24 protein-coding genes and 1 pseudogene are annotated in these 24,584 nt (G+C 65.4%); 9 read left to right on the forward strand and 16 right to left on the reverse strand.

What is annotated here, in order from left to right; translation table 11 throughout:
• Together I5M_RS09750 and I5M_RS09755 are read left to right on the forward strand one after the other, a co-directional pair.
• Window positions 1-939, forward strand: a 939-nt coding sequence (locus I5M_RS09750; protein WP_022721228.1) for an MFS transporter, incomplete at its 5' end; no start/stop codon positions are given.
• A 254-nt stretch (window positions 940-1,193) separates the two neighbouring features.
• Window positions 1,194-1,757, forward strand: a complete 564-nt coding sequence (locus I5M_RS09755; protein ID WP_031335980.1) for a cytochrome b — start codon at window positions 1,194-1,196, stop codon at window positions 1,755-1,757.
• An 87-nt stretch (window positions 1,758-1,844) separates the two neighbouring features.
• Here I5M_RS09755 and I5M_RS09760 read toward each other — a convergent pair whose 3' ends face one another.
• Both I5M_RS09760 and I5M_RS09765 read right to left on the reverse strand, forming a co-directional pair.
• Window positions 1,845-2,363 carry an SCO family protein gene (locus I5M_RS09760; RefSeq protein ID WP_022721230.1) on the reverse strand — a complete coding sequence of 173 codons (519 nt, stop codon included), beginning with the start codon at window positions 2,361-2,363 and terminating at the stop codon, window positions 1,845-1,847.
• 3 nt (window positions 2,364-2,366) lie between these two features.
• Window positions 2,367-3,935 carry a hypothetical protein gene (locus tag I5M_RS09765; RefSeq protein ID WP_022721231.1) on the reverse strand — a complete coding sequence of 523 codons (1,569 nt, stop codon included), beginning with the start codon at window positions 3,933-3,935 and terminating at the stop codon, window positions 2,367-2,369.
• Window positions 3,936-4,178: 243 nt separating this feature from the next.
• On the opposite strand from I5M_RS09765, the gene I5M_RS09770 reads away from it, so the two are divergent.
• A complete protein-coding gene (locus tag I5M_RS09770; RefSeq protein ID WP_022721232.1) occupies window positions 4,179-4,772 on the forward strand; it encodes a TetR/AcrR family transcriptional regulator in 594 nt (197 codons plus the stop codon).
• Between the two features lie 174 nt (window positions 4,773-4,946).
• On the opposite strand, the gene I5M_RS09775 is transcribed toward I5M_RS09770, so the two are convergent.
• A complete protein-coding gene (locus I5M_RS09775) occupies window positions 4,947-5,522 on the reverse strand; it encodes a UbiX family flavin prenyltransferase (protein ID WP_040771639.1) in 576 nt (191 codons plus the stop codon).
• Between the two features lie 200 nt (window positions 5,523-5,722).
• Between I5M_RS09775 and I5M_RS09780 the strand changes: the two genes are divergently transcribed.
• The 3 genes from I5M_RS09780 to I5M_RS09790 are packed head-to-tail and all read left to right on the forward strand — an operon-like array spanning window position 5,723 to window position 8,438.
• Window positions 5,723-6,514, forward strand: a complete 792-nt coding sequence (locus I5M_RS09780) for an ABC transporter ATP-binding protein (protein ID WP_022721234.1) — start codon at window positions 5,723-5,725, stop codon at window positions 6,512-6,514.
• A gap of 13 nt (window positions 6,515-6,527) precedes the next feature.
• Complete coding sequence (locus I5M_RS09785; protein WP_159103986.1) at window positions 6,528-7,361, forward strand: ABC transporter permease; 834 nt, start codon at window positions 6,528-6,530, stop codon at window positions 7,359-7,361.
• A 27-nt stretch (window positions 7,362-7,388) separates the two neighbouring features.
• Entirely contained in the window at window positions 7,389-8,438 is a 1,050-nt protein-coding gene (locus I5M_RS09790) for an ABC transporter substrate-binding protein (RefSeq protein ID WP_022721236.1), read from the forward strand.
• A 12-nt stretch (window positions 8,439-8,450) separates the two neighbouring features.
• Here I5M_RS09790 and hutC read toward each other — a convergent pair whose 3' ends face one another.
• Together hutC and I5M_RS09800 are read right to left on the reverse strand one after the other, a co-directional pair.
• Window positions 8,451-9,191 (reverse strand): histidine utilization repressor, encoded by a 741-nt coding sequence (gene hutC, locus I5M_RS09795; RefSeq protein ID WP_022721237.1) that lies wholly within the window; start codon window positions 9,189-9,191, stop codon window positions 8,451-8,453.
• Window positions 9,188-10,552, reverse strand: coding sequence for a formimidoylglutamate deiminase (locus I5M_RS09800; protein WP_022721238.1), 1,365 nt, complete (start codon window positions 10,550-10,552; stop codon window positions 9,188-9,190). Before I5M_RS09800 ends, hutC begins: the two co-directional genes overlap by 4 nt.
• An 89-nt stretch (window positions 10,553-10,641) precedes the next feature.
• On the opposite strand from I5M_RS09800, the gene hutI reads away from it, so the two are divergent.
• The 3 genes from hutI to I5M_RS09815 are packed head-to-tail and all read left to right on the forward strand — an operon-like array spanning window position 10,642 to window position 14,130.
• Window positions 10,642-11,850, forward strand: coding sequence for an imidazolonepropionase (gene hutI, locus I5M_RS09805; protein ID WP_022721239.1), 1,209 nt, complete (start codon window positions 10,642-10,644; stop codon window positions 11,848-11,850).
• Window positions 11,851-11,880: 30 nt separating this feature from the next.
• Window positions 11,881-13,545 (forward strand): urocanate hydratase, encoded by a 1,665-nt coding sequence (hutU, locus tag I5M_RS09810; protein ID WP_022721240.1) that lies wholly within the window; start codon window positions 11,881-11,883, stop codon window positions 13,543-13,545.
• A 6-nt stretch (window positions 13,546-13,551) separates the two neighbouring features.
• Entirely contained in the window at window positions 13,552-14,130 is a 579-nt protein-coding gene (locus I5M_RS09815) for a HutD family protein (RefSeq protein WP_022721241.1), read from the forward strand.
• Window positions 14,131-14,134: 4 nt separating this feature from the next.
• Here the strand turns inward: I5M_RS09815 and I5M_RS09820 are convergent, their stop codons facing one another.
• From I5M_RS09820 to I5M_RS09870, 11 genes and pseudogenes are all read right to left on the reverse strand, one after another.
• Entirely contained in the window at window positions 14,135-14,947 is an 813-nt protein-coding gene (locus I5M_RS09820; RefSeq protein ID WP_022721242.1) for a phosphate/phosphite/phosphonate ABC transporter substrate-binding protein, read from the reverse strand.
• 7 nt (window positions 14,948-14,954) lie between these two features.
• Window positions 14,955-15,956 carry an ornithine cyclodeaminase family protein gene (locus I5M_RS09825; protein WP_031335985.1) on the reverse strand — a complete coding sequence of 334 codons (1,002 nt, stop codon included), beginning with the start codon at window positions 15,954-15,956 and terminating at the stop codon, window positions 14,955-14,957.
• A gap of 135 nt (window positions 15,957-16,091) precedes the next feature.
• Window positions 16,092-17,747 (reverse strand): urocanate hydratase, encoded by a 1,656-nt coding sequence (locus I5M_RS09830; RefSeq protein ID WP_022721244.1) that lies wholly within the window; start codon window positions 17,745-17,747, stop codon window positions 16,092-16,094.
• A gap of 3 nt (window positions 17,748-17,750) precedes the next feature.
• A complete protein-coding gene (locus tag I5M_RS09835; RefSeq protein WP_031335986.1) occupies window positions 17,751-18,365 on the reverse strand; it encodes a glutathione S-transferase family protein in 615 nt (204 codons plus the stop codon).
• A 124-nt stretch (window positions 18,366-18,489) separates the two neighbouring features.
• Entirely contained in the window at window positions 18,490-19,557 is a 1,068-nt protein-coding gene (locus I5M_RS09840) for a DUF917 family protein (RefSeq protein ID WP_148287852.1), read from the reverse strand.
• Window positions 19,558-19,580: 23 nt separating this feature from the next.
• Window positions 19,581-20,303: an ABC transporter ATP-binding protein gene (locus tag I5M_RS09845; RefSeq protein ID WP_031335987.1), complete on the reverse strand. Its 723-nt coding sequence runs from the start codon at window positions 20,301-20,303 to the stop codon at window positions 19,581-19,583.
• A complete protein-coding gene (locus I5M_RS09850; protein ID WP_022721248.1) occupies window positions 20,290-21,054 on the reverse strand; it encodes an ABC transporter ATP-binding protein in 765 nt (254 codons plus the stop codon). Before I5M_RS09850 ends, I5M_RS09845 begins: the two co-directional genes overlap by 14 nt.
• Entirely contained in the window at window positions 21,051-21,794 is a 744-nt protein-coding gene (locus I5M_RS29455; RefSeq protein WP_199900029.1) for a branched-chain amino acid ABC transporter permease, read from the reverse strand. The genes I5M_RS09850 and I5M_RS29455 overlap by 4 nt, the downstream gene beginning before the upstream one ends.
• 96 nt (window positions 21,795-21,890) lie before the next feature.
• Window positions 21,891-22,760 (reverse strand): branched-chain amino acid ABC transporter permease, encoded by an 870-nt coding sequence (locus tag I5M_RS09860; RefSeq protein ID WP_022721249.1) that lies wholly within the window; start codon window positions 22,758-22,760, stop codon window positions 21,891-21,893.
• 66 nt (window positions 22,761-22,826) lie between these two features.
• Window positions 22,827-24,011 (reverse strand): ABC transporter substrate-binding protein, encoded by a 1,185-nt coding sequence (locus tag I5M_RS09865; RefSeq protein ID WP_159103987.1) that lies wholly within the window; start codon window positions 24,009-24,011, stop codon window positions 22,827-22,829.
• Between the two features lie 15 nt (window positions 24,012-24,026).
• Window positions 24,027-24,584: pseudogene (locus I5M_RS09870) on the reverse strand (UbiD family decarboxylase domain-containing protein); the annotation flags it as partial.

Below are 24,584 nucleotides of genomic sequence, written 5' to 3' on the forward strand. Positions count from 1 at the left end.
GCGATCGCCGAGAAGCTTTGGCAGTTACAGCTCGCAGTCGGGCTGTGCGTCGGACTCGGCATCGCGCTGACGGGCAACGTGCCGAATTCGATCCTGCTCGGCCGCTGGTTCGGCCCGAAGCTGCCGACCGCCATGGCAGTGGTGTACTCCGCGACAGGCGCAGGCGTGCTGGTGATGCTGCCGATCGCGCAACTGCTGATCGAGCGCTCTGGCTGGCGCGGAGCCTATGAGCTGCTCGGCGCCGCGATGCTACTGCTGATCGCGCCTCTCTTGATGATGCCGTGGCGGCGCTACTCCGCCGGCGCGCCGGGCATCACGCGCACCGCGACGCTCGAAGCGCCGGACGACGGCTGGACGTTGCACGCCGCGATGCGCCACCACGCCTTCTGGGCGCTGTTCGCCACCTTCTTCTTCACCGCCATCGGCATGTACGCGATCTCGGTGCAGGTCGTCGCCTATCTGGTCGATGCCGGCTTCCCGGCGCTGCAGGCGGCGACGGCCTGGGGTTTCTCGGGCGTGGTGCTGGTGATCGGCATGCTCGGCGTGAGCTGGCTTGACGGCGTCATCGGGCGGCGACCGTCGATCCTGTTCAGCTATGCGATCTCGATCACCGGCATCGTCATGCTTTGGCTGCTGCAGTTCTACCCGAACTACATCGTACTCGGCGGATTCGTGCTGTGCTTCGGCAGCATGATCGGCTCGCGCGGCCCTTTGATCACGGCGACTGCCATGAAGGTGTTTCACGGCAAGCAGGTCGGCCTGATCTACGGCACCATCGCGATCGGCAGCGGCCTCGGCTCCGCGTTCGGTTCATGGTGCGGCGGCCTGCTTCACGATCTCACCGGCAGCTACAATCCCGTGCTCGGCTTCGCGCTGATCAGCGTCGTACTCGGCATGATTCCATTTCTCGTCGTGCCGGTGTTGAAGCAACGGCAATAAGCCGGACCTCGCGCAGAGCAGCACCGAACGTCTTCTGCGCGCCGCTAATGCAAATCACTCGCGCATCACAGCTCTAACTCGCGGCATTCCTACGCGGCGCGTGCCTGCGACATTGCGGCGCGCCCCTGCAAGATCAGCAAAATGTGTTCGCTGCATTTGCGCTCGATCACATCGCGGCGCGATCTCCCCGAACATCATCCCGATTGCATTTCACGCGCGCGATGGGCCGCGCGCATCCAGATTCGGGAGACATCATGACCACCACCGCCCTCGACTCGTCCGACAAACGCCCCAGCGACTACGGTGCTTTCGCCGTATCGATGCATTGGGTGATCTTTCTCGGCGTCGTCGTCTTGTTCGGCCTCGTGCAATATTCGCACAGCCTGCCCGAGGAGGATCCACTGCGCTTCGCGGTGATGGATTGGCACAAGGCGGTTGGCACCGTGGTGCTGGCGCTCGCGGCCATCCGCATCCTGTGGATCCGTATCCACGGCGCGCCCGATCTCGTGCCCTCGCCGCGCATCACCGAAGTGATCGCGCGGATCAGCCATGGCCTGCTCTATCTGCTGCTGCTCGCGTTGCCGCTCACCGGCCTCGGCATGACGCTGTTCGCCGGCCGCGGCATCAAGCTGCTCGGCATTCCGCCGCTACTCGAAGCCAACAAGCAGATTGCCGGCTTCCTGCACGAGGCGCACGAGATGATCTTCGTCGTCAGCCTGGCGGTCGTCGCGATCCACGTCGTCGGCGCACTGTGGCATCAGTACTTCCGCCACGACGCCACGCTCGGCCGCATGGTGCCCTGGCTGCGGGCGAAGTAACCGTTCCGCAGCTACAACCTTGCAGGACGATCTCGATCACCGGCATCGTCCTGCTGTGGTGGATTGAATCGGTCTGGACCGAATAGATCAACGTCCCCCCTCAGTGAGACCGATCCGGAGACGTTCGATAAATTCGGGGAGGTCGAGCGAATCGTTGAAGTGCGCGATGTAGCGCCCTTCGGGATCTAGCAGATAGGTCATAGCGGTGTGCGGCACGTCGTAGTTGCCGTCCTCCGTGGGCGAGGCGCTGCGTCGGCTGAAGACGCGGAAGTTGCGCTTGGCGATTTCGATCTGGTCGCGCGAGCCTGTCAATCCAAGTATGCGCGGGTATGTTTCCAGGAACGCGCGCATGACCTGTGGGGTATCGCGCTCCGGATCCACAGTGATGTACAACGCAATGAGCTGGGTCGGATCTTCGTCAAGCGCCTCCAGGGCTGAAGACAGTTTTTTCAGCGCCCGGGGACATACGACTCGGCAGTGCGTGAAGCCGAAGAAGACCAGCACGAATGACCCGCGGAACGCTGTGAGATCAACGGCGCGACCGTGGTGGTCGATCAAATCAAATGCGGGGCGGATAGCGGGCGGTTCGGATGTGGTCGGGAGCATGCATTACTCCGTGAACGTCAGGACGTAATCGCCGCGGCGAACGCCCGCATGCCTGAGCACGAGGCCATCTGCAACACGCCGGACAACCTCGTTGTCCTGGCTCGCGGGAACGTCGGCCCGTCCGCTCGAAATTTCCGCGCCGTCCAGCCACAGGCTCCACGACCCACGCGATCGCAAATTACCCAGCACCACCAGCCCTTCGGCGGTCGCGTCAGTTCCGCTAAGAGAAAACTCCAGGCGGTTGGCGGAGGCGTCGAACCACGCTCTGCTGACGTCGAGATCATCCGAGACCGTAATCAAAGCCGGTTCGTCGAACCGATCGCTGCTCCAGGGGTCGTTGTAGAACGCCCAGAGACCGTCTGGGACGTTCAGCCGCGCATATCCTAACAGCACATTGCCGGACATCGGCTCGATCATCGACGCATTGCCCTCCGCGTCGGTCGCAACGTCGTTGCGCGGGTAGTACAGACCGCCGTCGCGCCAGCACGGCGACATATACATGTCGGCGTGCTTCAGCAGACCGCCCAACGTCGTCTGGTCCCCCATCTCGGACGCCCAAGCGGCCATCCAGCCGAAGTCACAGCTGTCGCTGACGATGGTCTGTCCCATCACGAGGGGGCGCTCACCCGCGATCACCGATAGTGCACCGTCCGGTCCCGCTCGCAGAAAATCCTTTGCCTGGTCGGCGTAATGTGCGTGAACGAAATCGCGATTCCACATGTTCATCAGCGTTCCGCACCATGCGTCGACCCAAGGCGACTTCCCCAGATTGGGTCGTACTTGTCTGGTGTCCTGGGACAGCATGATGTTGTAGTGGCCGTTGTCGCCGAGCCGACCAAACTCTTTCCAAGCCTGCTCGTACCCGCTGACCACGTCGGCCGCGATCGATCCGCCGTAGACCAGGTCGTGCAGTCGGAAGCCAAAGATGGCCGGCTGATTGCAGATCTGAAACGTGCAATTCGGTTCGCACGCAACGCCCAGATATCCGCTCTCGACCATTTGCCAGTACAGGTTCTCGTTCAGCGATTTTTCATCATAGCTGAACCGCTTTTGCTCGCCTCCCCAAAAGTACGACCAGAATTGGAGCGTCAGAGCGCCCGGCTCCGCGTAGCGCGCGTCGTCGAACAGATAATGGTACAACAGCGTCATCGACTGCAGATAAGCGCTGTACATGATGTTATCGCGGGCGACGGGATCCCATTGTTCGCTATAACCCGAACTCAGATGGGCGTTGAATATGCTCCCGCCTCGGCTCACGTCACGCCAGTACATCCACACTTCGGGGAGCAGCATCTTGGCGATCAAGCGTTCGAAGATCGGTTTGAAGACACCGGGCGCTGCAGGCAATCGGTGTCGGTGCGTGAGAGCCAGAGCGTAGGACATGTAAGCAAGTTGGAAGCGGTACCCGCCGAAATCCTCTTGTCCGTAGCCCTTGCCTTTCATCAGTTCCCACTGGTTCGGCAACTGGCGGGACAGGTTCGCGAAATGCCGCAGATGGCCGAGCTGTAAATCATCCAGTCCTCGGCGTTGAAATTGATTGCCGCCTGTTTGGCTGCCGTCGGTAGGCCTCATCGCTTCCTCCCTTTATGCCGCCACTGCGCGCTTCATGTTGGGCGTAGGCCCGCATGCGCTTCTCGTTGTGGCTGAGATTTTTATCGGCCGCGGGTCACCCCTTTGCGGGAGACGCTTGCAATTTGACCGAACATGTCAAAAATAGACATTAAATGTCAATATGGATCGACTATGTCCATTCAACCGGCGGGCCTCCGAGCCCCCCTGAGCAGACATCAGATCGGCGCCCAACGCCGTCTCCGCATGCGCACCCGCATCTTGCAGGCGGCGGCCCAAGTGATCGCGCATAGCGGAACGGAGCGAACCACAATCGACGATTTCATCGTCGCGGCCGGAGTCGCGCGCGGAACGTTCTACAATCACTTCGAAAGCCGGCAGGCGCTGTTCGACGAGTTGTGGCGAAGTGTGGGCCGCGATCCGTTTCGCGGGATCGCTGCGGCAGCAGGCTTGATCGCTTGCCCCGTGGAAAGATTTGCGACGATGTCCCGTCTGGTGCTGATGCGGGCCGGCATGGATGCCACTTGGGGATGGCTTGTTCTGGCACTGTCCGCGACCGCGGCAACGCTCAACGATGATTTGCGCGCTTATCCGAAGCCGGACCTGCGCGAAGCGAAGCTCGCTGGAGGCTTCCGCTATGACGACGAGGCAGCCGCGACCGATCTGGTGGTAGGCACCATGCGCAGTGGGCTTCGGGCAATGCTGGAAGACGGCCGGGACGCGACATACGCTGACGGCCTTTGTCGCATGATGCTGCTGGCCTTGGGGATCGGCGAACAAGAAGCGTCGCGCCTGAGCGTCGTTCCGCTCCCCGAATTGAGAACCGGCGTCGGCCCGTGACCTGAGGGAGCGATGGCGAGGTGATGCGGCGACGGACCTTCCGCCAGACGATCAGTTCGGCGGCACCGGGAGTCGGTGCCGCCATTTTAACAGGCGGGCTACGGATAGCCCAGGCTCATATCGCGGGGACGGCGGGCTCGGCAAACTGTTTGGGAGCGAGGGCCGCATGGGCGGTTACTTCTCGCCCCAGCGCCGCACCACGCCAACGTCGATATCGAAAAGATCAAGCATGCGTCCAACCGTGTGTTCGACCATGTCCTCAATTGTTTCCGGCTTGGCGTAGAACGCCGGGAGCGGCGGCGCGATGATCGCACCCATATCGGACAGCGCCGCCATGTTGCGAAGATGGCCGCCATGCAGCGGCGTCTCGCGCACCATCAGCACCAGTCGGCGCCGTTCCTTAAGTACCACGTCCGCAGCGCGAGTAAGCAGCGTCGAGGTGGCGCCGGTCGCGATCTCGGACATCGACTTCACCGAACACGGTGCCACGATCATGCCCATCGTCTTGAACGATCCGCTGGCGATGGCGGCCGCCATGTCGTCGATGGCGTGCGTGGTGTGAGCCAGCGCCTTGACCTCGGCGATCTTCATTCGCGTCTCGTGCGCGAAGGTGATCTCGGCGGTCTTGGACATCACCAGATGCGTCTCGATTCCGCTGTTGCGCAGCAGCTGAAGCATACGCACGCCGTAGATCACGCCGGACGCTCCGGAGATGCCGACGATCAGGCGACGCGGTGCGACGGTTGGAATGCTCAACTCGGTGTTCTCCTGGCAGGCTGACGACGCGCTGTCTTAGGAGGCGGACGCCCCACTGTCACGCCCGGCCGCATCGCACGCCGATTGCGCAGGCACTGCCCAATATCCACGCTTGCCGGACCTGAAGGCGATTATGTATATACATTATCGGAGTGCACGCTATCCTGACGAGAACGGAACCGCGGGAGGATCGTTTGACCGGACAAGTCCTAGCGTTCGATGGGATCGGACAGGATTTCGCGACCCCCGGCTCCGGCGGCCGCATCCGCGTACTCGACGGCATCTCGTTCGACGCAGAGCCCGGCCAGTTCGTCGCCGTGATTGGCCCGAGCGGCTGCGGCAAGAGTACGCTGCTGCAGATGGCCGCCGGACTGCTGATGCCGACGCGCGGAAACGTGAAACATCACGGCCGCACCATCGACTCGGTCAATCAGGCTGTCGGCTTCGTGCCGCAGCAGGCTCAACTATTCCCATGGAAGACCCTGCAGGAGAACGTCGAGCTGCCCCTGGTGCTGCGCTCTGTGCCGGCCGAACAGCGCCGCGCGCAAGTGGCGAAGGCGATCGAAGCCGTCGGCCTCAAGGGCTTCGAAAACTACTATCCGAACCAGTTGTCCGGCGGCATGCAGAAGCGCGGCTCGATTGCCCGCACGCTGGTGTATCGCCCTGACGTCATCCTGATGGATGAGCCGTTCGGCGCGCTCGACGCGCAGACCCGAATGGTGATGCAGAACGATCTGCAGACGCTGTCGGCCGAAGCCGGCGCCACGGTGATCTTCGTGACGCACGACATCACCGAAGCCGTCGTGCTGGCGGATCGCGTCGTCATCCTCAGCCAGCGCCCGTCGCGGCTGCTCGCTAACATCGCCATCGACCTGCCGCGGCCGCGCGACGTGTTCGAGCCGTTCAAGAACCCGGGCTTCGAGCAGGCCTACGACGCGGTGTGGTCGGTGTTCCGCTCGCAGATCGATATCCGGGGCGCGCATTGAGATGGAAACGACGATGAACGATGCAGCCTCGGTCGACGCCGCGCCGGCGGCGCGCAAATGGAGCCGGCGGTTCGCCGCGCTCGGCCAGTTCGGCATCAGCCTGTTGCCCGGCATCGTCCTGCTTGTGTTCTGGCAGTGGGCGTCGGGACGGCTGATCAAGGAGATCTACGTCAGCAAGCCGACCGCGATCGCGGCACGGCTGTACGAGCTGTTCGCCTCGGGCGAGATCATTCCGCATCTGATCACGACTGGTCAGGAGCTCGTGCTCGGCTACGTCATCGGCGTCGCCGGCGGCGTCATCGGCGGCTACGCGCTCGGCCGCTCGCCGCGACTGGCGCGGATCTTCGAGCCTTACGTGATGGCGTTCTACGGCATTCCGAAGATCGCGCTGGCGCCGCTGTTCATCATCTGGTTCGGCATCGGCATCGGATCGAAGGTCGCGCTGGCCTCGATCATGGTGTTCTTCCTGGTGTTCTACAACGTGTTCTCGGGCGTCCGCAGCGTCGACCGCGAACTCGTCAATCTCACACTGGTGATGGGCGCCAATCAGCGCCAGCTCACCTGGCACGTCTATCTGCCGGCGGCGTCGCCCTACATCATCCTCGGCATGCGCATGGCGATCCCCTACAGCGTCATCGGCGTGATCGTCGGCGAGTTTACCTCGTCGATCCAGGGCCTCGGGCTATTCATTCACGAGGCCTCGTCCACCTATGACCCGGCCGGTGTCTTCGCCGGCATCATCCTGCTGCTCGGCTTCGTGCTGATCGCCAACTTCCTCGCCGGACGGCTCGAACGCCGGCTGCTGCGCTGGAAGAATCCGACGACACAGCCGCCGAGCGACATCTGATCGACTTCAACAACAGGAGCTAACCCGATGGCGTTTGGTTCTCTCTCCGACCGCTGCTTCAAGGCACTGATCGTGTCCGCCGCGATTTTCGCCATGCCTGCCGCCGCGATGGCGCAGCAGACGGTGCGCATCGGCCAGGGCGTGCCGACCTTGAGCTTCCTGCCGCTGTGGACGGCGCGGGCGCTCGACAGCTTCAAGGCACAAGGACTGACGGCGAATGCGGTGGTGGTGCCGGGCGGCGACGCCGCGGCGTTGGCCGCACTCGATGCCGGCGATGTCGATCTCGCCGCGGTTGGTTCGGACACGCTGATGCGCGCCTACGCCAAGGGCCAGCCGTTCCAGATGGTGTACTCGCTGATGTCGAAAGTGACGCTCGACCTCGTTGTCGCGCCGTCGCTGCTGGAGCGCGCTGGCGTGGCGCCAAATGCGCCGCTGGACAAGCGCCTCGCCGCGCTCAAGGGCGCGACCGTCGGCGTCTCGGCGATCGGCGGCGCGCAGGAAGCCGCGGCGCGCTGGTTGGCCACCAAGGGCGGGCTCGACCCCAAGGCTGATATCAAGGTCGCGCAGGTCGGCAATCCGGTGGCGATCGAGGCGGCGCTGGAGAACAAGCGCATCGACGCCTTCGTGCTCTCGCCGCCGGCCGGCTACATCGCCGAGAAGGCCGGCGCCGGCAAGGTGCTGGTGTCGATGGGCGACGACTTCCCGCAGCTTGCGCATCAACCCTATCTGGTGCTCGCGGTGAAGAAGCCGGTCGACGCCGCGAAGGCCGAGCTGATCGTCAAGACCGCACGCGCGCTGCAGGCAGCCAGCGCCGCGCTGGCGCAAAAGCCGGACGAGACCGCGCAGGCAATTCAGAAGCAGTTCTTCGCCAAAGCCGATCCCGAGGCGATCGTCATCGCGGTGAAGTCGCTCAAGAGCGGCACCGCGGACGGCGGCAAGATCGACCGCGAAGGTGTTCAAAACGCCATCACCTCGGCGCGCGATATCGGGGTCGATTTTGGCAAGCAGTTCGATGCCGCAGGATCGGAGAACGATCTGTGGACCAACAGCTACGTCACGGACGCGCTGAAGAAGTAATCGCCCGCCCGCTCACGCCGACGGCGTGAAGCGGGCGACGAGATCATACATGTGACCCGGGTGGATGAGCCGCACCGCGGTGATCGGCTCACCCCCTCGCCAGGTTCGGCGCTCGATCGTCAGGCACGCAGCACCCGGCTCGATCCGCAATTCGGCCGCGGTCGCTTCATCGGCGGCTTCCGCGGCGATGCGATGCTCGGCCTCGGTCCACGGCACCTGCCCGACCAGCCAGGTGTTGGGCGGCGTCTGCGAGAAGTCCTGCTGCATCGCTTCAGGCACGGCGCGCAGATTGATCAGCCGGTCTTCCAGCGCGAACGGCTGGCCCTCGGCTTCGTGCCGGCAGCGCAGCGCCAGGACCGGCGCGCGTAGCGCGACGCCGATGCGGGCCTTGTCGGCCGCGGACGCGCCGCGCTTCTCCAGTGCCAGCAGCCGATAGCCGTAGTGCTCGCCGCGTTTCTCGACCTCGGCCTTGAGGTCGGGGATCTGCAGGATCGCCGATTGCACCCGCGGGCGCGACACGAAGCTGCCGGCGCGCCGTCGCCGTTCGATCAGTCCCGCAGTCGCCAGCCCCGACAGCACCTTGTTCACGGTCATGCGCGAGCAATCGTAGCTCTGCATCAGCTCGTGCTCGAACGGCACGCGGTGGCCCGGCGGCCAGTCGCCGGACAGGATCTTCCTCTCCAGGTCGCCGCGGATACGCTGATACAGCGCGGTCGGGGAGCCATTGGGAGAGGCGTGGGATTTGGCGTTCATGCCGATAGAAGGTTGTGCAGAGCGCGGCGGAAGCGGGCTTCGGCCGCGTCGCGTTGATGATGACGTCCGTTTGTCACAACCTTGCGGCCCGCTGTCCAGACGCAATCCACAACCCCGGCCCGCGACGCGGCGAAAATCCAGCTATCCAGCAGCGCGTCGCCGCTGCGTCCGGCCAGTGCCAGATGATCGGCGTCGAGGCTGACGATGTCGGCTACGGCGCCCTGCACCAGCCCGACGCGGTCCACACCCAGCGCCTGCGCGCCGCCGGCCAGCGCGCGATCGAACAGCGCGCGTCCGGTCGAAGGCGCGTAGTCCACCGCGGTGACGCTGCGCGCCCGGCGCGCCAGCCGCTGGCTGTATTCGAGCTGGCGCAGCTCGTCGGCGAGGCCGATCAGCACGTTGGAGTCGCTGCCGACGCCGAAGCCGCCGCCGTGCTGCAGGAACGTCGGCAGATCGAACGTGCCGTCGCCGAGATTGGCTTCTGTGATCGGGCACAGCCCGGCCACGACGCTGCGCTCCGCCATGCCGCGCAGTTCGTGCGCGTTGGTATGCGTGGCGTGAATCAGGCACCAGCGGCGATCGACCGGCGCGTGGTCGAGCAGCCATTCCACCGGGCGCTGGCCGCTCCACGCAACACAATCCTCGACCTCGCGGGTCTGTTCGGCGACATGGATGTGGATCGGCCCATCCTGTGCCAGCGGCACGATGCCGCCGAGTTCGTCCGGCGTCGCCGCGCGCAGCGAATGCGGCGCGATGCCGAGCACGGCACCGGGGACACTCTCCAACGCGGTGCGACATTGTTCGATCAGCCGGGCAAACTGATCCGGCGTGTTGATGAAGCGCCGCTGCAGCGGCTCTGGAGCGCGACCGCCAAAGCCGGCGTGCGCGTAGAACACCGGCAGCAGCGTCAGCGCCATGCCGGTCGACTGCGAGGCAGCGATGACCCGATGCGCCAACTCCGCGATATCCGCATAGGGCTGCCCGCCGGCATCGTGATGCACGTAGTGAAATTCGCCGACGCGCGTGTAGCCCGCCTCCAGCATCTCGACATAGACCTGCGCGGCGATCGCCTCCACCTCGTCCGGCGTGATCCGCTGCACGAAGCGATACATCAGCTCGCGCCAGGTCCAGAAGCTGTCCGCGGTGGCGCCCCGCGCTTCGGTGAGTCCAGCCATCGCGCGCTGGAACGCGTGGCTGTGCAGATTGCTCATTCCGGGCAGGCCTATGTGGTGATGATCGTCGCCGAGCTGCAGCGCCACGCCGGTCTCGACGGTGGCGATGCGGCCATCCTCCAGCGTCAGCCGGACGTCGCGGACCCAGCCCTGCGGCAGCAGCGCGTTGTCGAAGAAAAGCACCGTCACGCAGGCCTCCGGACATCGAAACGGATGGACAATGGATGATCTAATATGTATAGACAAATAATCGTCCTGCCAAGCCGGTAGCTGCTCGCATGACCCGTGTCGATCGTATCTGGTATCGCTGCCGCCTAGCTACCCTGGCGCCGTTCCGGCCCGGCCTCGGCATCGTCGAAGACGGCATGATCGCCGCGCAGGATGGCCGCATCGTCTATGCCGGTTCGGCCGCGGAGGCACCATCCTTCGATGCCGCGGAGCGCATCGATTGCGAAGGGCGCTGGATCACGCCGGGCCTGGTCGACTGTCACACCCATCTGGTCTATGGCGGCAACCGCGCCGCCGAGTTCGAACTGCGCCTCGCTGGCGCCAGCTACGAGGAAATCGCCCGCGCCGGCGGCGGCATCGTCTCGACCGTCAAGGCGACCCGCGCCGCATCGGTCGACGATCTCGTTGCCGCCGCCAAGCCGCGGCTCGACGCGCTGATCGCCGAGGGCGTCACCACCATCGAGATCAAGTCCGGCTACGGCCTCGAGCTTGCCACGGAGCGCCGGCAGTTACAGGCCGCGCGCCGGCTCGGCGAACTCGCGCCGGTGACGGTGCGTACCACCTTCCTCGGCGCCCACACCACGCCGGCCGAATACAAAGGCCGCAGCGGCGACTATATCGACCTCGTCTGCAACGAGATGCTGCCCGCCATCGCTGCTGACAGACTCGCCGACGCGGTCGACGCGTTCTGCGAGACCATTGCGTTCTCTCCGGAAGAAACCGCGCGGGTGTTCGACAAGGCGCGCGAACTCGGCCTGCCGGTCAAGCTCCATGCCGATCAGCTCAACGACCTGTCGGGCGCCGCTTTGGCCGCAAAGTATGGCGCGCTGTCGGCCGATCATCTCGAATACGCCAGCGAGGCCAGCGTCACGGCGATGAAGGCCGCCGGCACCGTGGCGGTGCTGCTGCCCGGTGCCTATTACTTCATCCGCGAACATCAGCAGCCGCCGGTCGCGGCGCTGCGCCAGCATGGCGTGCCGATCGCGCTCGCCACTGACAGCAATCCCGGCACCTCGCCGCTGACGTCGCTGCTGCTGACCATGAACATGGGCGCGACGCTGTTCCGTCTCACCGTCGACGAATGCCTCGCCGCGGTGACGCGTGAGGCGGCGCGCGCACTGGGGCTGCTACACGACATCGGCACACTGGAAGCCGGCAAGGCCTGCGACCTCGCGATCTGGAATATCGAGCGGCCGGCCGAGCTGGTCTACCGCATCGGCTTCAATCCCCTGCACGCCCGGGTGCGTCACGGCCAGTGACCGCTTCGATCAACTGATGGACATCGACACATGACGCGCATCGACAACGCCCGCATCATCCGCGCCGCCCGCGGCAGCGATCTCACCGCGAAATCGTGGCTGACCGAAGCGCCGCTGCGCATGCTGATGAACAACCTCGATCCCGAAGTAGCAGAGAAGCCGGCGAAACTCGTCGTCTATGGCGGCATCGGCCGCGCCGCGCGCGACTGGGAGAGCTTCGACCGCATCGTCGGCGCGCTGCGCCGGCTCGACGGCGACAAGACGCTGCTGGTGCAATCCGGCAAGCCGGTCGGCGTGTTCCAGACTCATGCCGACGCGCCGCGGGTGCTGATCGCCAATTCCAATCTGGTGCCGCATTGGGCGAATTGGGATCACTTCAGCGAACTCGATCGCAAGGGCCTGATGATGTACGGCCAAATGACGGCCGGCTCGTGGATCTACATAGGCACCCAGGGCATCGTACAAGGGACCTACGAAACCTTCGCCGAACTCGGCCGCAAGCACTATGGCGGCAATCTCGCCGGCAAATGGATTCTGACCGCCGGCCTCGGCGGCATGGGCGGCGCACAGCCCCTCGCCGCGGTGATGGCCGGCGCGTCGTGCCTCGCGGTCGAATGCCAGCCGTCGCGTATCGAGATGCGGCTGCGCACGCGCTATCTCGACAAGCAGGCCGGCTCGCTCGACGAAGCATTGGCGATGCTCGAGGACGCCAAGAAATCCGGCAAGCCGGTGTCGATCGGCCTGCTCGGCAACGCCGCCGATATTTTCCCTGAGTTAGTTCGCCGCGGCGTACGACCCGACGCCGTCACCGATCAGACTTCGGCGCACGATCCGGTCAACGGTTACTTGCCGAAGGGTTGGAGTCTGTCCGACTGGGAAGCCCGGCGCGAGAGCGATCCGAAGGCCGTAGCAACTGCCGCGAAGAAGTCGATGGCCGAGCACGTCCGCGCCATGCTCGACTTCCACCGCATGGGCATTCCGGTCGTCGACTACGGCAACAACATTCGCCAGGTGGCGCTGGAGGAAGGCGTCGCCGAGGCGTTCGACTTCCCCGGCTTCGTGCCGGCCTATATCCGCCCGCTGTTCTGCCGCGGTATCGGCCCGTTCCGCTGGGCGGCGCTGTCAGGCGATCCGGAAGACATCTATCGCACAGACCAGAAGGTGAAGGAGCTGCTGCCGGACAACGCGCATCTGCACAACTGGCTCGACATGGCGCGCGAGCGCATCAGCTTCCAGGGCCTGCCGGCGCGCATCTGCTGGATCGGCCTCGGCGATCGCCACCGCGTCGGCCTCGCCTTCAACGAAATGGTCGCCAAGGGCGAACTCAAGGCACCGGTGGTGATCGGCCGCGATCATCTCGACTCCGGCTCGGTCGCCTCCCCGAATCGCGAGACCGAAGCGATGCGCGACGGCTCCGACGCGGTGTCGGACTGGCCGCTGCTCAACGCGCTGCTCAACTGCGCCAGCGGCGCCACCTGGGTGTCGCTGCATCACGGCGGCGGCGTCGGCATGGGTTTTTCGCAGCACTCCGGCATGGTGATCGTCTGCGACGGCACACCGGACGCGGCGCGGCGCATCGGCCGCGTGCTGTGGAACGATCCGGCGACCGGCGTAATGCGCCATGCCGATGCCGGCTACGACATCGCCATTGACTGCGCCCGCGAGCACGGCCTCGATCTGCCGAGCCTCGCGTAGTTCGGCATGCAGATTATCCGCGCCGGCAGTTGCCGCGTCACGCCGTGGAAAAACGGCGGCGGCTCGACCACCGAGATCGCCGTCTCGCCGCAGGGCGCAACGTTCGATGATTTCGACTGGCGCATCAGCATGGCCTGCGTCGGCCGCGATGGCCCGTTCTCGACCTTTCCGCAAATCGACCGCACGCTCGCGGTACTGAGCGGGCGCGGCATGATCCTGACGATCGACGGCCGCGACCCTGTGACACTTACACCGGAGTCGGAGCCGGTCGTGTTTCCCGGCGACGTGCCGACCAGCGCCAAACTCGTCGCCGGCGACATCCTCGACCTCAATGTGATGACCCGGCGGGGCCGCTTCACGCATCGGCTGCAGAACGTCGCCGAAACGGCGAGCCTCGCATTTGATGCCTGGGAAATTGCCGTCGTGATATCGGCCAGAGGCCGGGTGCAGCTCTCCGGCGGAGCGGAGCCGGTCGAATTGTCAGGCGGCGACGCGGCGGTCCTGCACAAGGCGACGATGACTTCGTTCGGCTTGCAGCTCGGCCATGACTGCAATTGCTATTTGGCTTGGCTGCGGCCCGCCTGAAGACTCAGATCGGCTCCGCATAGCCGGCCTCGCGCGCCTCGCGATCCCAGCGCGTGATCGGTTCGTAGTTATCAAGCTTGACCGGCGCAAAGCCTTGCAGGCACAGCCGGTCTCGCAAATCAGCGCCCTCCTCCGCATCGCCGAAACGCAGCAGCGACGTGCGCAACGCCGCGACGATTTCTGCCGGGCAGCTCGGACTGGCGACCAGGAATGGGATCGGAGCCGGATCGGTAATGGCGATCACCCGGAGCGACGTTGCGAGTTCCGGCTCGTGCCGCAGCATCAGATCGAACGCGTAGCCGTCGAGCGGGCCGACGTCGATATCGCCGGCAATCAGCGCCTCGATCACGCGGCGCGGTGTCGTCAATGGTCCGATGCTCTGTGTGTACAGCCGGGCGCCGCGGGCCTGGTAGTACGGCAGCAGATGATGGCGCAGCGCATTGTAGCCGGAATGCGAATCCGGAACGGTGAAACCGAGCCGGCCGCCGAACGTATCTTCGAGCTGTTGATAGCGGGAGTCGCTTCGAACGATCAGTCGCGTCGCGTAGACCGGCTGTCCGTTGATCGGCGCGCCGACCGGCACCGGCGCCGCGACGGCCTGCGGCTTGTGCGCGGCCAGCATGTAGGGAAAGCCGCACATGAAGGCGCAGCCGAGGTCCGGCCGCGCCCATAGCTCCGCAAGCGCCGCCGGATAAACGTGGTCGACGGCGACGAGATCGACGCCGCTGTCGCGCGCCAGCCATTCGAACAGATCCTTCCACGCGGCACTTGCGGCCGCGTTGACGGCGTACATCCGGGCGTTTGCGACGTAGGCCATCGCGGCGTTAGGCGAAGCGCAGCCGCTGGCCGATGCCGAGGCGCTGCGCCTTCTCCAACATGGCGTGACCGAGCGCTATGTCGGACAGCGACAGGCCGCGGTGCCAGAACAAATTGGTTTCCTGCTCGCTCTCGCGGCCCGGCTTCAGCCCGGCGACGATCTGGCCGAGTTCGCCGTGCAGCGTCTGTTCGGACAGCTTGCCGGCCTCGACATGGGCGCGCAGGCTGCCGAACTTGCCGCCCTTGCATTGACCCCAATCGTCGACCACCAGCTTGCTCATGATGTCGGTCAGCGTCAGTTCGACCGCGCTCATCGTGCCGTATGGCACCACGAATGCGCCCGGCTTGATCCACGACGTCTTCAGCATCGGCATCGGCTCATTGAGCCGCGACGCCTCGACGATGATGTCGGCTCCTTCGACGCAGGACTGCCAATCTTCGGTGGCGATCACCTTCTTGCCGAGGTCGCGGCTGAGACGTTCCGCGAAGCCGCGGCGGCTCTCCTCGCGGCGAGAATGCACGCGGATCTCGTCGAAATCGAAAATGTGGTTGAGCAGCCGTACGTTCCAATAAGCCGTGCCGCGGGCCCCGATATGGCCGAGCACCTTGGAGGACTTGCGCGCGAGGTACTTGGCGCCGACCGCCGTCACCGCGCCGGTGCGCATGTCGGTGATGCCGCTGGCGTCGAGGATCGCCTTCGGGGCGCCGGTACGCGGATCGAACAGGCACAACACCGCCAGCTCGGACGGGAAGCCGATTTTGTAGTTGTCGACGAAATCACCGACGATCTTCACGCCCGCGGAGTCGATCGGCTCCTTGAGGGCGCCGCGCAGCACGTTGAAATGGCCATTGGCGACGCCGGGCTCGAGATGCATGCGCGGCTCGATCACGCTCTCGCCGCGGCCCTGGCTGGCCAGGCTGGTCTCGATCGCGGCGAGGATTTCCTCGTCGGTGATCTTCAGCTCTTCGATGTCGAGACGATTAAGATAGTCGATATAGATCGGCGGCACGGGCGGCTCCGGCGGTTGAGGCATGACAGACGGCAGCGCGCACGCACCGCCCTCCCCCGACCCGGCCGGGGAATATGTCTATACATTATTGAGGAGCCCGATCCGATGTCAATCGGCTTCGTGCGCCGCAGCGCCTCAGCCGAGTGACTTCGGAATCGTCGCCGACAGGCCGAAGCGCTCGGCCTGCTCGATCGCCAGATCGTAGCCGGCGTCCGCATGCCGCAGTACACCGATGCCGGGATCGCCATCGAGCACGCGCTTCAGCCGTTCCGCGGTCGCCAGGTTGCCGTCGGCCACGATGGTGGCGCCGGCGCTGACGCCACGACTACCCAGACCGTGGATGGCGACGAGGTCGGCACCGGAAGCGCAGTTCAGCAGCGCGTTGAGCATCGGCCAGTCGGCGATGGCATCCGAGCCGTCCTTCATGTTCTCGGTCTCGCGATACGGCATCGCCGCCGAGCCCGAGTCCAGATGATCACGCGTGAAGGCGATCGGACCCTTCAGCCTGCCGTCGGCGACCGCTTCGTTGACCAGCAACGCCAGGCGGCTGCGCTCGCCATAACCGAGCCAGCCGATCCGCGCCGGCAGGCCGGTGAATTTCACATGGGTGCGGGCCTTGTCGATCCAGGAGGCGATCGGGTGATTGGACGAGAACGTCTCCAGGATTATGTCGTCGATCGTGTAGATGTCCTGCGGATCGCCCGACACCGCGATCCAGCGGAACGGCCCGATACCCTGACAGAACAGCGGGCGGATGTAGAGGTCGACGAACGACCTCATCCGGAACGCGTCCTCGACGCCGGCCGTTCTGGCCTCGGCACGCAGGCTGTTGCCGTATTCGAACACGATCGAGCCCTTGTCGAGGAAGTCCAGCATGGCACGGACGTGGGTCGCGACCGAGCGTGATGCCAGCGCCATTAGTTGCTCCGGATCGCTCTTGCGCATGGCGCGCGCTTGTTCGAGCGTCAGCTCGGCCGGCACATAGCCCTTCAGCGGATCGGGGAAGGTCTGGTCGGTGACGATGTCCGGCACGATGCCGCGCCGCGCGATCTCCGGCAGCACCACTGCGGAGTTAGCACATAGAGCCAGCGCTAACGGCTCGCGCGCGTCCCGCGCCGCCTGCCAGCGCGCCAGCGCTTCGTCGAGATCGGAGGTCGAGGCGTCGCAGTAACCACTCTCGATGCGGCGGTCGATCCGCGCCTGGTCGACCTCGATCACCAGCGTCGCCGCGCCGGCGAGCTTGCCGGCCAGCGGCTGCGCACCGCTCATGCCACCGCAGCCGCTGGTCAGAAGCAAGCGACCGGCGAGCGTGCCGCCGAAATGCTGGCGTGCCGCCGCCATGAAGGTCTCGTAGGTGCCCTGCAGGATGCCCTGGCTGCCGATATACTGCCACGCCGCGGCGGTCATGCCGGGCATGATGGTCAAGCCCATGTCGTCCAGCTTGCGGCGGGTCTCCTCCTGGCTCCACTCGCCGACAATGTTGCCGTTGGCCATGATCACCAGCGGCGTCGTCGGCTGGCCTTGAAATAGGCCGATCGGCTTGCCCGACTGCATCACGAAGGTCTGGTCCTCACGCATGGTCGTCAGCGTCGCGACGATGCGGTCGAAGCTGTTCCAGTCGCGCGCCGCGCGGGCAATCGACATGTAGATGACGAGGTTCTCGGGATCCTCGCCGTTTTCGAGATTGTTCTCCAGGAGCCGCAGGATGGCTTCCTGCCGCCAGCCTTTGCAGCGCAGCTCGGTGCCGCGCGCCGCCTTGACCTCTTTGCCGCGCCGGATCGGAATGTTCATACGTCAGTCCTCCACCAGCGGCACGTAGCCGGGTTGTTGCTTGATCTGATCGAGCCAGCGGCGGATCGCCGGGAAGCGCTGCATGTCGTAGCCGCCCTCCTCCGCCATCGCGACGTAGCCGAACACGCCGAGGTCGGCGACGGTGTAGCGCTCGTCCACCAACCATTGATGCGCCGCCAGCCAGTCTTCGAGGAGCTGCAGCGCCGGATAGGTCGCTTCGTGGAAGTCGGCGATGCGCTGCTTCATCTGCTCCTGAATGCCGCGCATGTGCCAGAACCGCGGCAGCGCCAGCGCCTTGAGCAGATCGGCCTGCTCGAAGGTGAGCCAGCTCGTGACCTCGGCGCGTAGATACTTGTCGTCGGGCAGAAGGCGCGTGCCCTTGGCGAGATACAGCAGGATCGCCGCCGACTCGACCAGCGTGCGGCCGTCTTCCAGTTCGAGGACCGGGATACGAGCGAACCGGCCCTTGGCGCGGAAGTCCGGCTGCTTCGTCACGCCTGTTGCGAGATCGAGCGTTACGCGCTCGAACGGCAAGCCGAGCTGACGCAGCAGGATGCGGACTTTCCAGGCGTTTCCGGAGAGACGGCTGTCGTAAGGCGCAGCATGAAATGTCCTCAGTGTTAGTTCGCGGCATTCGCCCCGTCATTGCGAGGAGCGAAGCGACGAAGCAATCCAGCGCAGTCCACGGAGCTGGATTGCTTCGCCTTCGGCTCGCAATGACGGGAAACGCCTTGGTGTTTCGTCACAAATACGACCGCATATCCACGCCCATCGCTTGCTCGACTTCGGGAAACACCGCCGGGTCGAGCGCGCCTTTGCCGACTGGAAACTTCGAGCGGTGGGCGATTACGATGGCGACGCGGGTGCCGGGTTTGGATTCGGAGATCGACACCACGTCGCCAGTGGCCGGATCGAGCGAGCCGATCATGTCGGGGAACGTCGCGACGCGCTTGCCGCCGATATCGGCGGTCATGAACTCGTTGTAGATGCCGAGCGTGACCTCACCCTTGTCGCCGCGCACCATCATCTTGCCGAGATCGAAGCCGCCGCCATAGGACACGGTGTTCTCGATCACTTCGCCGTCCACCAGCAGTTCGCCGCCGAGCGCCTCGACAGTGGCGCGGACGCAATCGGCGCCGCTCGCCGCCTGCATGGCGCGGCCGAGCTCGAGCTGGAAGCTGATCGCACCGGGCGCACCGTTCTCGCGAATGAAGCCGGCCGTCAACGGCCCGCGCGCCGCATAAATTAGTCCGCCATTCACCACCGCAGCCTGACGCAGCATGGTCGAGGTGCGGACGATATCGCCCTCGGCCATGAACGACAGTTTGTTCTGCTCGGCTGCGCTGCCGCTGCAGGCGACCTGGGTGATCGACAGATCGAGCCGGGACGCCAGCCCCATGCCGCCCATCTTGACCGTTGGATGACCGCGACCGTTGGAGGCGGCGTCGACATAGTCGAGGCCGAGCGCCGCGGCGACGAGCCAAGCGTTGAAGCCCGGGACGTGGCCGCAGATCACGCCGGCGATGGGCCGGTCGATATGCGCTACGAGCCTACGCGCCGCGTCGATCGCGTCGCGTGGCCGGATCGCCCAATTGGCGAAGCCCGGCGCGCCGACCGCGGTCGCAGTGATCACCAGCGCGTCGGGATCGAGTTCGTCGAGCGACACCAGCCGCACGCCGCCATAGTCGAGCGCCATCTGCCCAAGAGCGACGTTCTTGGCGACCTGGTTGCGGCCGGAGCCGCCGGCCGACAGGAACAAGCCGCCGATCGTCCCGGCCTCGACATCCTCCATCTTCAGCGCTCGCGCCACCGCATTCCTCCTTGTTGTTCGTTTCAGCCCGGTGCGACCTCGTCGCCCATGCCGAGAAACTTCGCGAACATCGAGCCGGCGGCCTTGGCCTCGGCAGCGGTGCCTTGATAGACCTGCAAGCCCGACGACAGCACGCAGACCTGATCCGCGACATCGAGCGCGCGCGCGGTGTTCTGCTCGATCAGCACGATGGTGAGCCCCTCGCGCTTCAGCGCCAGCAGCGCGTCGAGGCAGAGATCGACCATCTTGGGCATCAGCCCGAGCGACAGTTCGTCGACCAGCAGCAGCCGCGGTTCGGCCATCAGCGCGCGGCCGATCGCCAACATCTGCTGCTCGCCGCCGGACAACGATCCGGACATCTGATTGCGCCGCTCATAGAGCCGCGGGAAGTAACTGAACACGCGCTCGCGCTTGGCGGCGTCGGAACTCGCCGGAAAGGCGTAGCCGCCGACGGTAAGGTTCTCGTCGACCGTGAGGTCGGAGAACAACTGCCGCCCCTCCGGCACAAGCGCGACACCGAGCCTGACCCTGTCGATGGCACGCCGCTTGGTGATGTCGGCGCCTTCGAGCAGGATGCTCCCGCCCTGAATGTCGATGTGACCCATCACCGCCATGATGGTCGATGTCTTGCCGGCGCCGTTTGGGCCGAGCAGCGCGAAGATCGAGCCCTTCGTCACATGTAGCGAGACATCGTGCGCGGCCTGCACCGAGCCGTAGCCGCAGCTCAGCCGATCAAGCGTCAGCATGTGCGCCTCCGCTGCCCACATAGGCATCGTGCACCACCGGATCGGCCATCACCGCGTGCGGATCGCCGTCGCCGATCAGGAGCCCGTTGTTGAGCACGACCAGACGACGACACACCCGCATCACCTGCTCGAGATTGTGCTCGACGAGGATCACCGTGACGCCGCCGCGCTGTAGCTCGACGATAGTCTCGACCTGCGCGGCGGCTTCGGTGTGATTGAGGCCCGCAAGCGGCTCGTCGAGCAGGATCACCTTGGGATCGACCGCCAGAGCCCGCGCGACTTCGAGCCGCTTCATCTGGCCGAGCGGCAGCGACGCGGCGAGCTTGGTCTCGGTGCCGCCGAGTCCGACGCGGGCGAGAATCGCGGCGGCGCGTTCCGCCTCGTCGCTGCGGCTGAGATGCGCCAGAGCGCGGAACGGACTGCTGGTGTGGCGATGGCCGGCGCCGAGCACGACGTTGTCGAGCACGGTCATCTCGCGAAACGGCCGCACGATCTGATGCGTCAGCGACAGCCCGCGACGCACACGCGCCGCCGTGCCTTCGCGGGTGACGTCGACGTCACCAAGCGTAACGCGGCCGCGATCCGGCCGCAGCAAGCCGGCGATGATCCGGATCAGCGTCGTCTTGCCGGCGCCGTTGGGCCCGATCAATCCGACGAAGTCGCCCTGCTCGACCGCGAACGACACGCCGCCGACCGCCTGCACGCCGCCGAAGCGGATCGCGACGTCGTCGAGCCGAAGCGCCGCCGTCATGACGCCCTCGCGAACAGCTTGCGCACCACGCCGGCGAGTCCGCCCGGCGCGACGCGGATCACCAGCACCAACAAGCCGCCATAGACCAGCAGGCGATAATCATTGACGAAGCGGATCACCTCGGGCAGCAGCGTCAGCCCGATCGCGGCGACCACCACGCCGAGCGTCGAACCGATGCCGCCGATCACCACCATGGCCATCAGCGTCACTGACAGGATGAAGTCGAACGCATCCGCGGTGATGAACTGTGTGAAGAACGCATACAGCCCGCCGGCGAGGCCGGCGAACGCTGTGCCGATGCCGAACGCCGCCAGCTTGTAGGCACGCGAGTCGATACCGAGCGTCGTCGCGGCGGACTCGTCCTCACCGACGGCACGGAACGCGAAGCCCATCCACGAGCGGTCGACATACAGGCTGAACAGGATGGTGGCGAAGGCGAAGGCCAGGATCATCGCCATGTTGCCGGTGGCGCCCAGCCCGGTCGGCGGAATGCCGCTGATGCCCATCTCGCCACCGAGCCAGGCCTGCTTGCGGACGAAGCCGGTGAACAGGAAGTTGACGCCGATGGTCGTCACCGCGAGGAAGTCGGAGCGCACCCGCAGCGATGCGAAGCCAACGACCAGCCCGAGCGCGCAGCCGGCCGCGATCGACGCCAGCAGCGCAATCAATCCGTTCGACGTGCCGACCATCGCCAGTGCCGCCGCATAGGCGCCGGCGCCAAAAGAAGGCGCTGTGCCCAAGGCTGATCTGGCCGCAGAAGCCGGAGATCATGTTGAGGCTGACGGCCAGGATGACGTTGATGCCGATCACCGACAGGATGCTGATCTCGTAAGCGGTCATGCGGTGCGGGCTCCGGTGAAGCCCTGCGGCCGGATCATCAGCAGTGCGATCAGTGCGAGGAAGGCGATGGCGTCACGATCGAGCCAGTCGCCGATGAACACGGTGCCGTAGGCCTCGACCAACCCGAGCACCAGGCTGGCGATCAGCGTGCCGCGCACGCTGCCGAGGCCGCCGAGCACGATGATGGCCAGCGCCTTGTAGCTGACCACCGCGCCGATCGACGGATCGACCAGATTGTTGAGCAGCGCCACCAGCCCGCCGGCGATCGCCGCCAGCGCCGAGCCGATGGCGAAATTCAGATAGCGCACCTTGATCGAGTCGATGCCGAACGAGGTTGCGATCTGCGGCCGCGACACCGTCGCGCGCCAGCCGATGCCCATGCGGGTGCGGGTCGTGAAGACGTGCAGGCCGACGAAGATCACGACGGCGGAGATCACCAGCGCGAGTTGCACGGCGTTGAAGGTGACGCTGCCGAGATTGAAGGTCGTGAACGCCAGCGGATTGGAGCGGAAGGTGACGCCTTGCTCGCCGAACACGATGCGGAACGCGTCCTGCATCAGCACCAGCAATCCGACCGAGGCGATCATCGGCACGTCGGGTCGATATTTCAGCAGCGGCTGATACAGCAGCCGATAGATCGCGACACCGAACAGCGGCGTGATCAAGATCGACGCGAGGAAGCCGAGGATCAGGCTTCCCGTGGCGTTGGCGACCAGCACCACCACATAGGCGCCGAGCGCGAACACCGCCGCATGGGCGACGTGCAGGATACGCAGCAGGCCATAGACCAGCGTCAGGCCGACCGCCATCATGGCGTACATGCACCCGAAGCTGATGCCGGTGACGGCGAGGTCGACGTAATACACGGGCCTGATCCTGACGAGCCGAAGCCGGCATCCGGAGCGCAAGGCTCCGGATGCGCGAGACGCTGGTTACTTCTCCGGCGGCGCGAACGCGTCGAGATCGGTGATCATGCCGGCCGACTTGAACTTGCCGTCCTTGATGACGTTGACGCTGATCGGCATGATGATCTCGTGCAGGCTGTTGAAGCCGTTCAGCGTGCCTTCGAGGATCGGGAAGTTCTTGGTGGCGGCGAGCGCGTCGCGGACCTTGGCGGGCTCGGCCGAGCCGGCGCGCTTGATGGCATCGGCCATCAGCATGAACGACGAATAGGTGATCGCCGCGACGCCTTCGGGCGAATAGCCGGCCTTTTCCTTGAAGCCCGAGAAGAACTTCTGCAGCTTCTCGTCTTTGCGATCGCGATCGAAGCTGTCCATGATGTAGGTGCCGTCCGCCGCGGGGCCGGCGATCTCGATGAACTTCTCCGAGTCGAACGCCTGCGAGCCGATGATCGGCACGGTGATGCCGGCGGCGCGAAGCTGGGCGACCAGCGGGCCGGCAGTGAAGAAATAGCCGGTGGCATAAACCGCGTCGGGGTTGTCGCGCTTGACGCTGGCGACGATCGAGCCGAACTGGCGGTCCTTCAGCGAGTAGCTGTATTTGTTGAGCACCTCGACGCCGTATTTCGGCGCGGCGCCGACGAAGCCGTCCATCGTCGCCTGGCCGTAATCATTGTCCATGGTGATGGCCGAGATCTTCTTAAGCCCGAGCGTCTTGCCGATATACAGCGCGGTGGCGGCGCCCTGCGGCGGGCCGAGATGCACCAGGCGGAAATTGTAGTCGCCGGCCTTGGTGATGTCGGGATGCACGCCATAGGCGGAGATCATCACTACGCCGGCCTGCTGGAACACCGGCGCCGCCGCGCGGCCCGAGGCCGAGTAGCTGCCGTTGACCACCAGCTTGACGCCGTCTTCACCGATCAGCTTGTTGGCCGTGAAGATCGCCTGGTCGGACTTGGCCTGATCGTCATAGGTGACGAGCTGGATCTTTTCGCCGTTGACGCCGCCGGCGGCGTTGATGTCGTCGACCGCCATCTGGCCGGCGATCTGCGCCGACTTGCCGTCGGTGGCCGCAGGTCCCGTGAGCGGGACCTGGAAGCCGATCTTGATGTCGGCCTTGGCCGGCATCGCCGCCGTGGTCAGCAGCGAGATCGCAAACATAGCGCTGAGGGCCGCCTTCTTGATGAAGACTGGCGCAGACGAAGGGTGTTTCGGCATGGGGAGCTCCATCGGTCAGGTGGACAGGGTCGGTTGTTTGGCAGCGTTGTTGCGGCTGCGGTCGAGGATTTCCCGGGCGGCCTGCATCGCCGCCTGCGGTGGCCGCGCCAGACGCCAGTCACGATCGCCGGCGCGGCGCGTCGCATTAATGCCGAGCTTGGTGATGGTGCCGTCATGGTCCAGCGGCTCGGAACGGTCGGCGCGGACTTCAGGCACGATCAGGTAATCGCGATCGGGCTTCGCACGGGTCGCGGTCGCCCATTCGACGCGTTCCGAGTCCCAAGGATCGATGTCGTCGTCGACGATCACTACCTGCTTGACCAGATTCACGGCGGCCCACACCGCGAACATCGCCTTCTTGGCTTCGCCGGCCCGCGGCGACGACAGCACCACGACCGCGCGCAGCCGGCCAGCACCGCCGAAGCCAACTGCGACTTCGCGAGCACAAGGCACGGCGGCCCGCACCGCGCGTAGCAGGCCCGCGGCGATCGCAACGCCGCCGAGCAGGCAATGCTCGCGATAGTGACCGGGCAACACGACCTGGAAGATCGCATCGCGGCGGCGCGTGAGCCG

The organism is Rhodopseudomonas sp. B29 (assembly GCF_000333455.1).
Lineage (GTDB): Bacteria > Pseudomonadota > Alphaproteobacteria > Rhizobiales > Xanthobacteraceae > Rhodopseudomonas.

What these genes read in the sequence shown, in the direction of transcription:
- I5M_RS09755 (WP_031335980.1), top strand. Translation starts at nt 1,194, where the DNA reads ATGACCACCACCGCCCTCGACTCGTCCGACAAACGCCCCAGCGACTAC.
- I5M_RS09760 (WP_022721230.1), bottom strand. Translation starts at nt 2,363, where the DNA reads ATGCTCCCGACCACATCCGAACCGCCCGCTATCCGCCCCGCATTTGAT.
- I5M_RS09765 (WP_022721231.1), bottom strand. Translation starts at nt 3,935, where the DNA reads ATGAGGCCTACCGACGGCAGCCAAACAGGCGGCAATCAATTTCAACGC.
- I5M_RS09770 (WP_022721232.1), top strand. Translation starts at nt 4,179, where the DNA reads ATGCGCACCCGCATCTTGCAGGCGGCGGCCCAAGTGATCGCGCATAGC.
- I5M_RS09785 (WP_159103986.1), top strand. Translation starts at nt 6,528, where the DNA reads ATGAACGATGCAGCCTCGGTCGACGCCGCGCCGGCGGCGCGCAAATGG.
- I5M_RS09790 (WP_022721236.1), top strand. Translation starts at nt 7,389, where the DNA reads ATGGCGTTTGGTTCTCTCTCCGACCGCTGCTTCAAGGCACTGATCGTG.
- hutC (WP_022721237.1), bottom strand. Translation starts at nt 9,191, where the DNA reads ATGAACGCCAAATCCCACGCCTCTCCCAATGGCTCCCCGACCGCGCTG.
- hutI (WP_022721239.1), top strand. Translation starts at nt 10,642, where the DNA reads ATGACCCGTGTCGATCGTATCTGGTATCGCTGCCGCCTAGCTACCCTG.
- hutU (WP_022721240.1), top strand. Translation starts at nt 11,881, where the DNA reads ATGACGCGCATCGACAACGCCCGCATCATCCGCGCCGCCCGCGGCAGC.
- I5M_RS09815 (WP_022721241.1), top strand. Translation starts at nt 13,552, where the DNA reads ATGCAGATTATCCGCGCCGGCAGTTGCCGCGTCACGCCGTGGAAAAAC.
- I5M_RS09820 (WP_022721242.1), bottom strand. Translation starts at nt 14,947, where the DNA reads ATGGCCTACGTCGCAAACGCCCGGATGTACGCCGTCAACGCGGCCGCA.
- I5M_RS09830 (WP_022721244.1), bottom strand. Translation starts at nt 17,747, where the DNA reads ATGAACATTCCGATCCGGCGCGGCAAAGAGGTCAAGGCGGCGCGCGGC.
- I5M_RS09845 (WP_031335987.1), bottom strand. Translation starts at nt 20,303, where the DNA reads ATGCTGACGCTTGATCGGCTGAGCTGCGGCTACGGCTCGGTGCAGGCC.
- I5M_RS09850 (WP_022721248.1), bottom strand. Translation starts at nt 21,054, where the DNA reads ATGACGGCGGCGCTTCGGCTCGACGACGTCGCGATCCGCTTCGGCGGC.
- I5M_RS09865 (WP_159103987.1), bottom strand. Translation starts at nt 24,011, where the DNA reads ATGCCGAAACACCCTTCGTCTGCGCCAGTCTTCATCAAGAAGGCGGCC.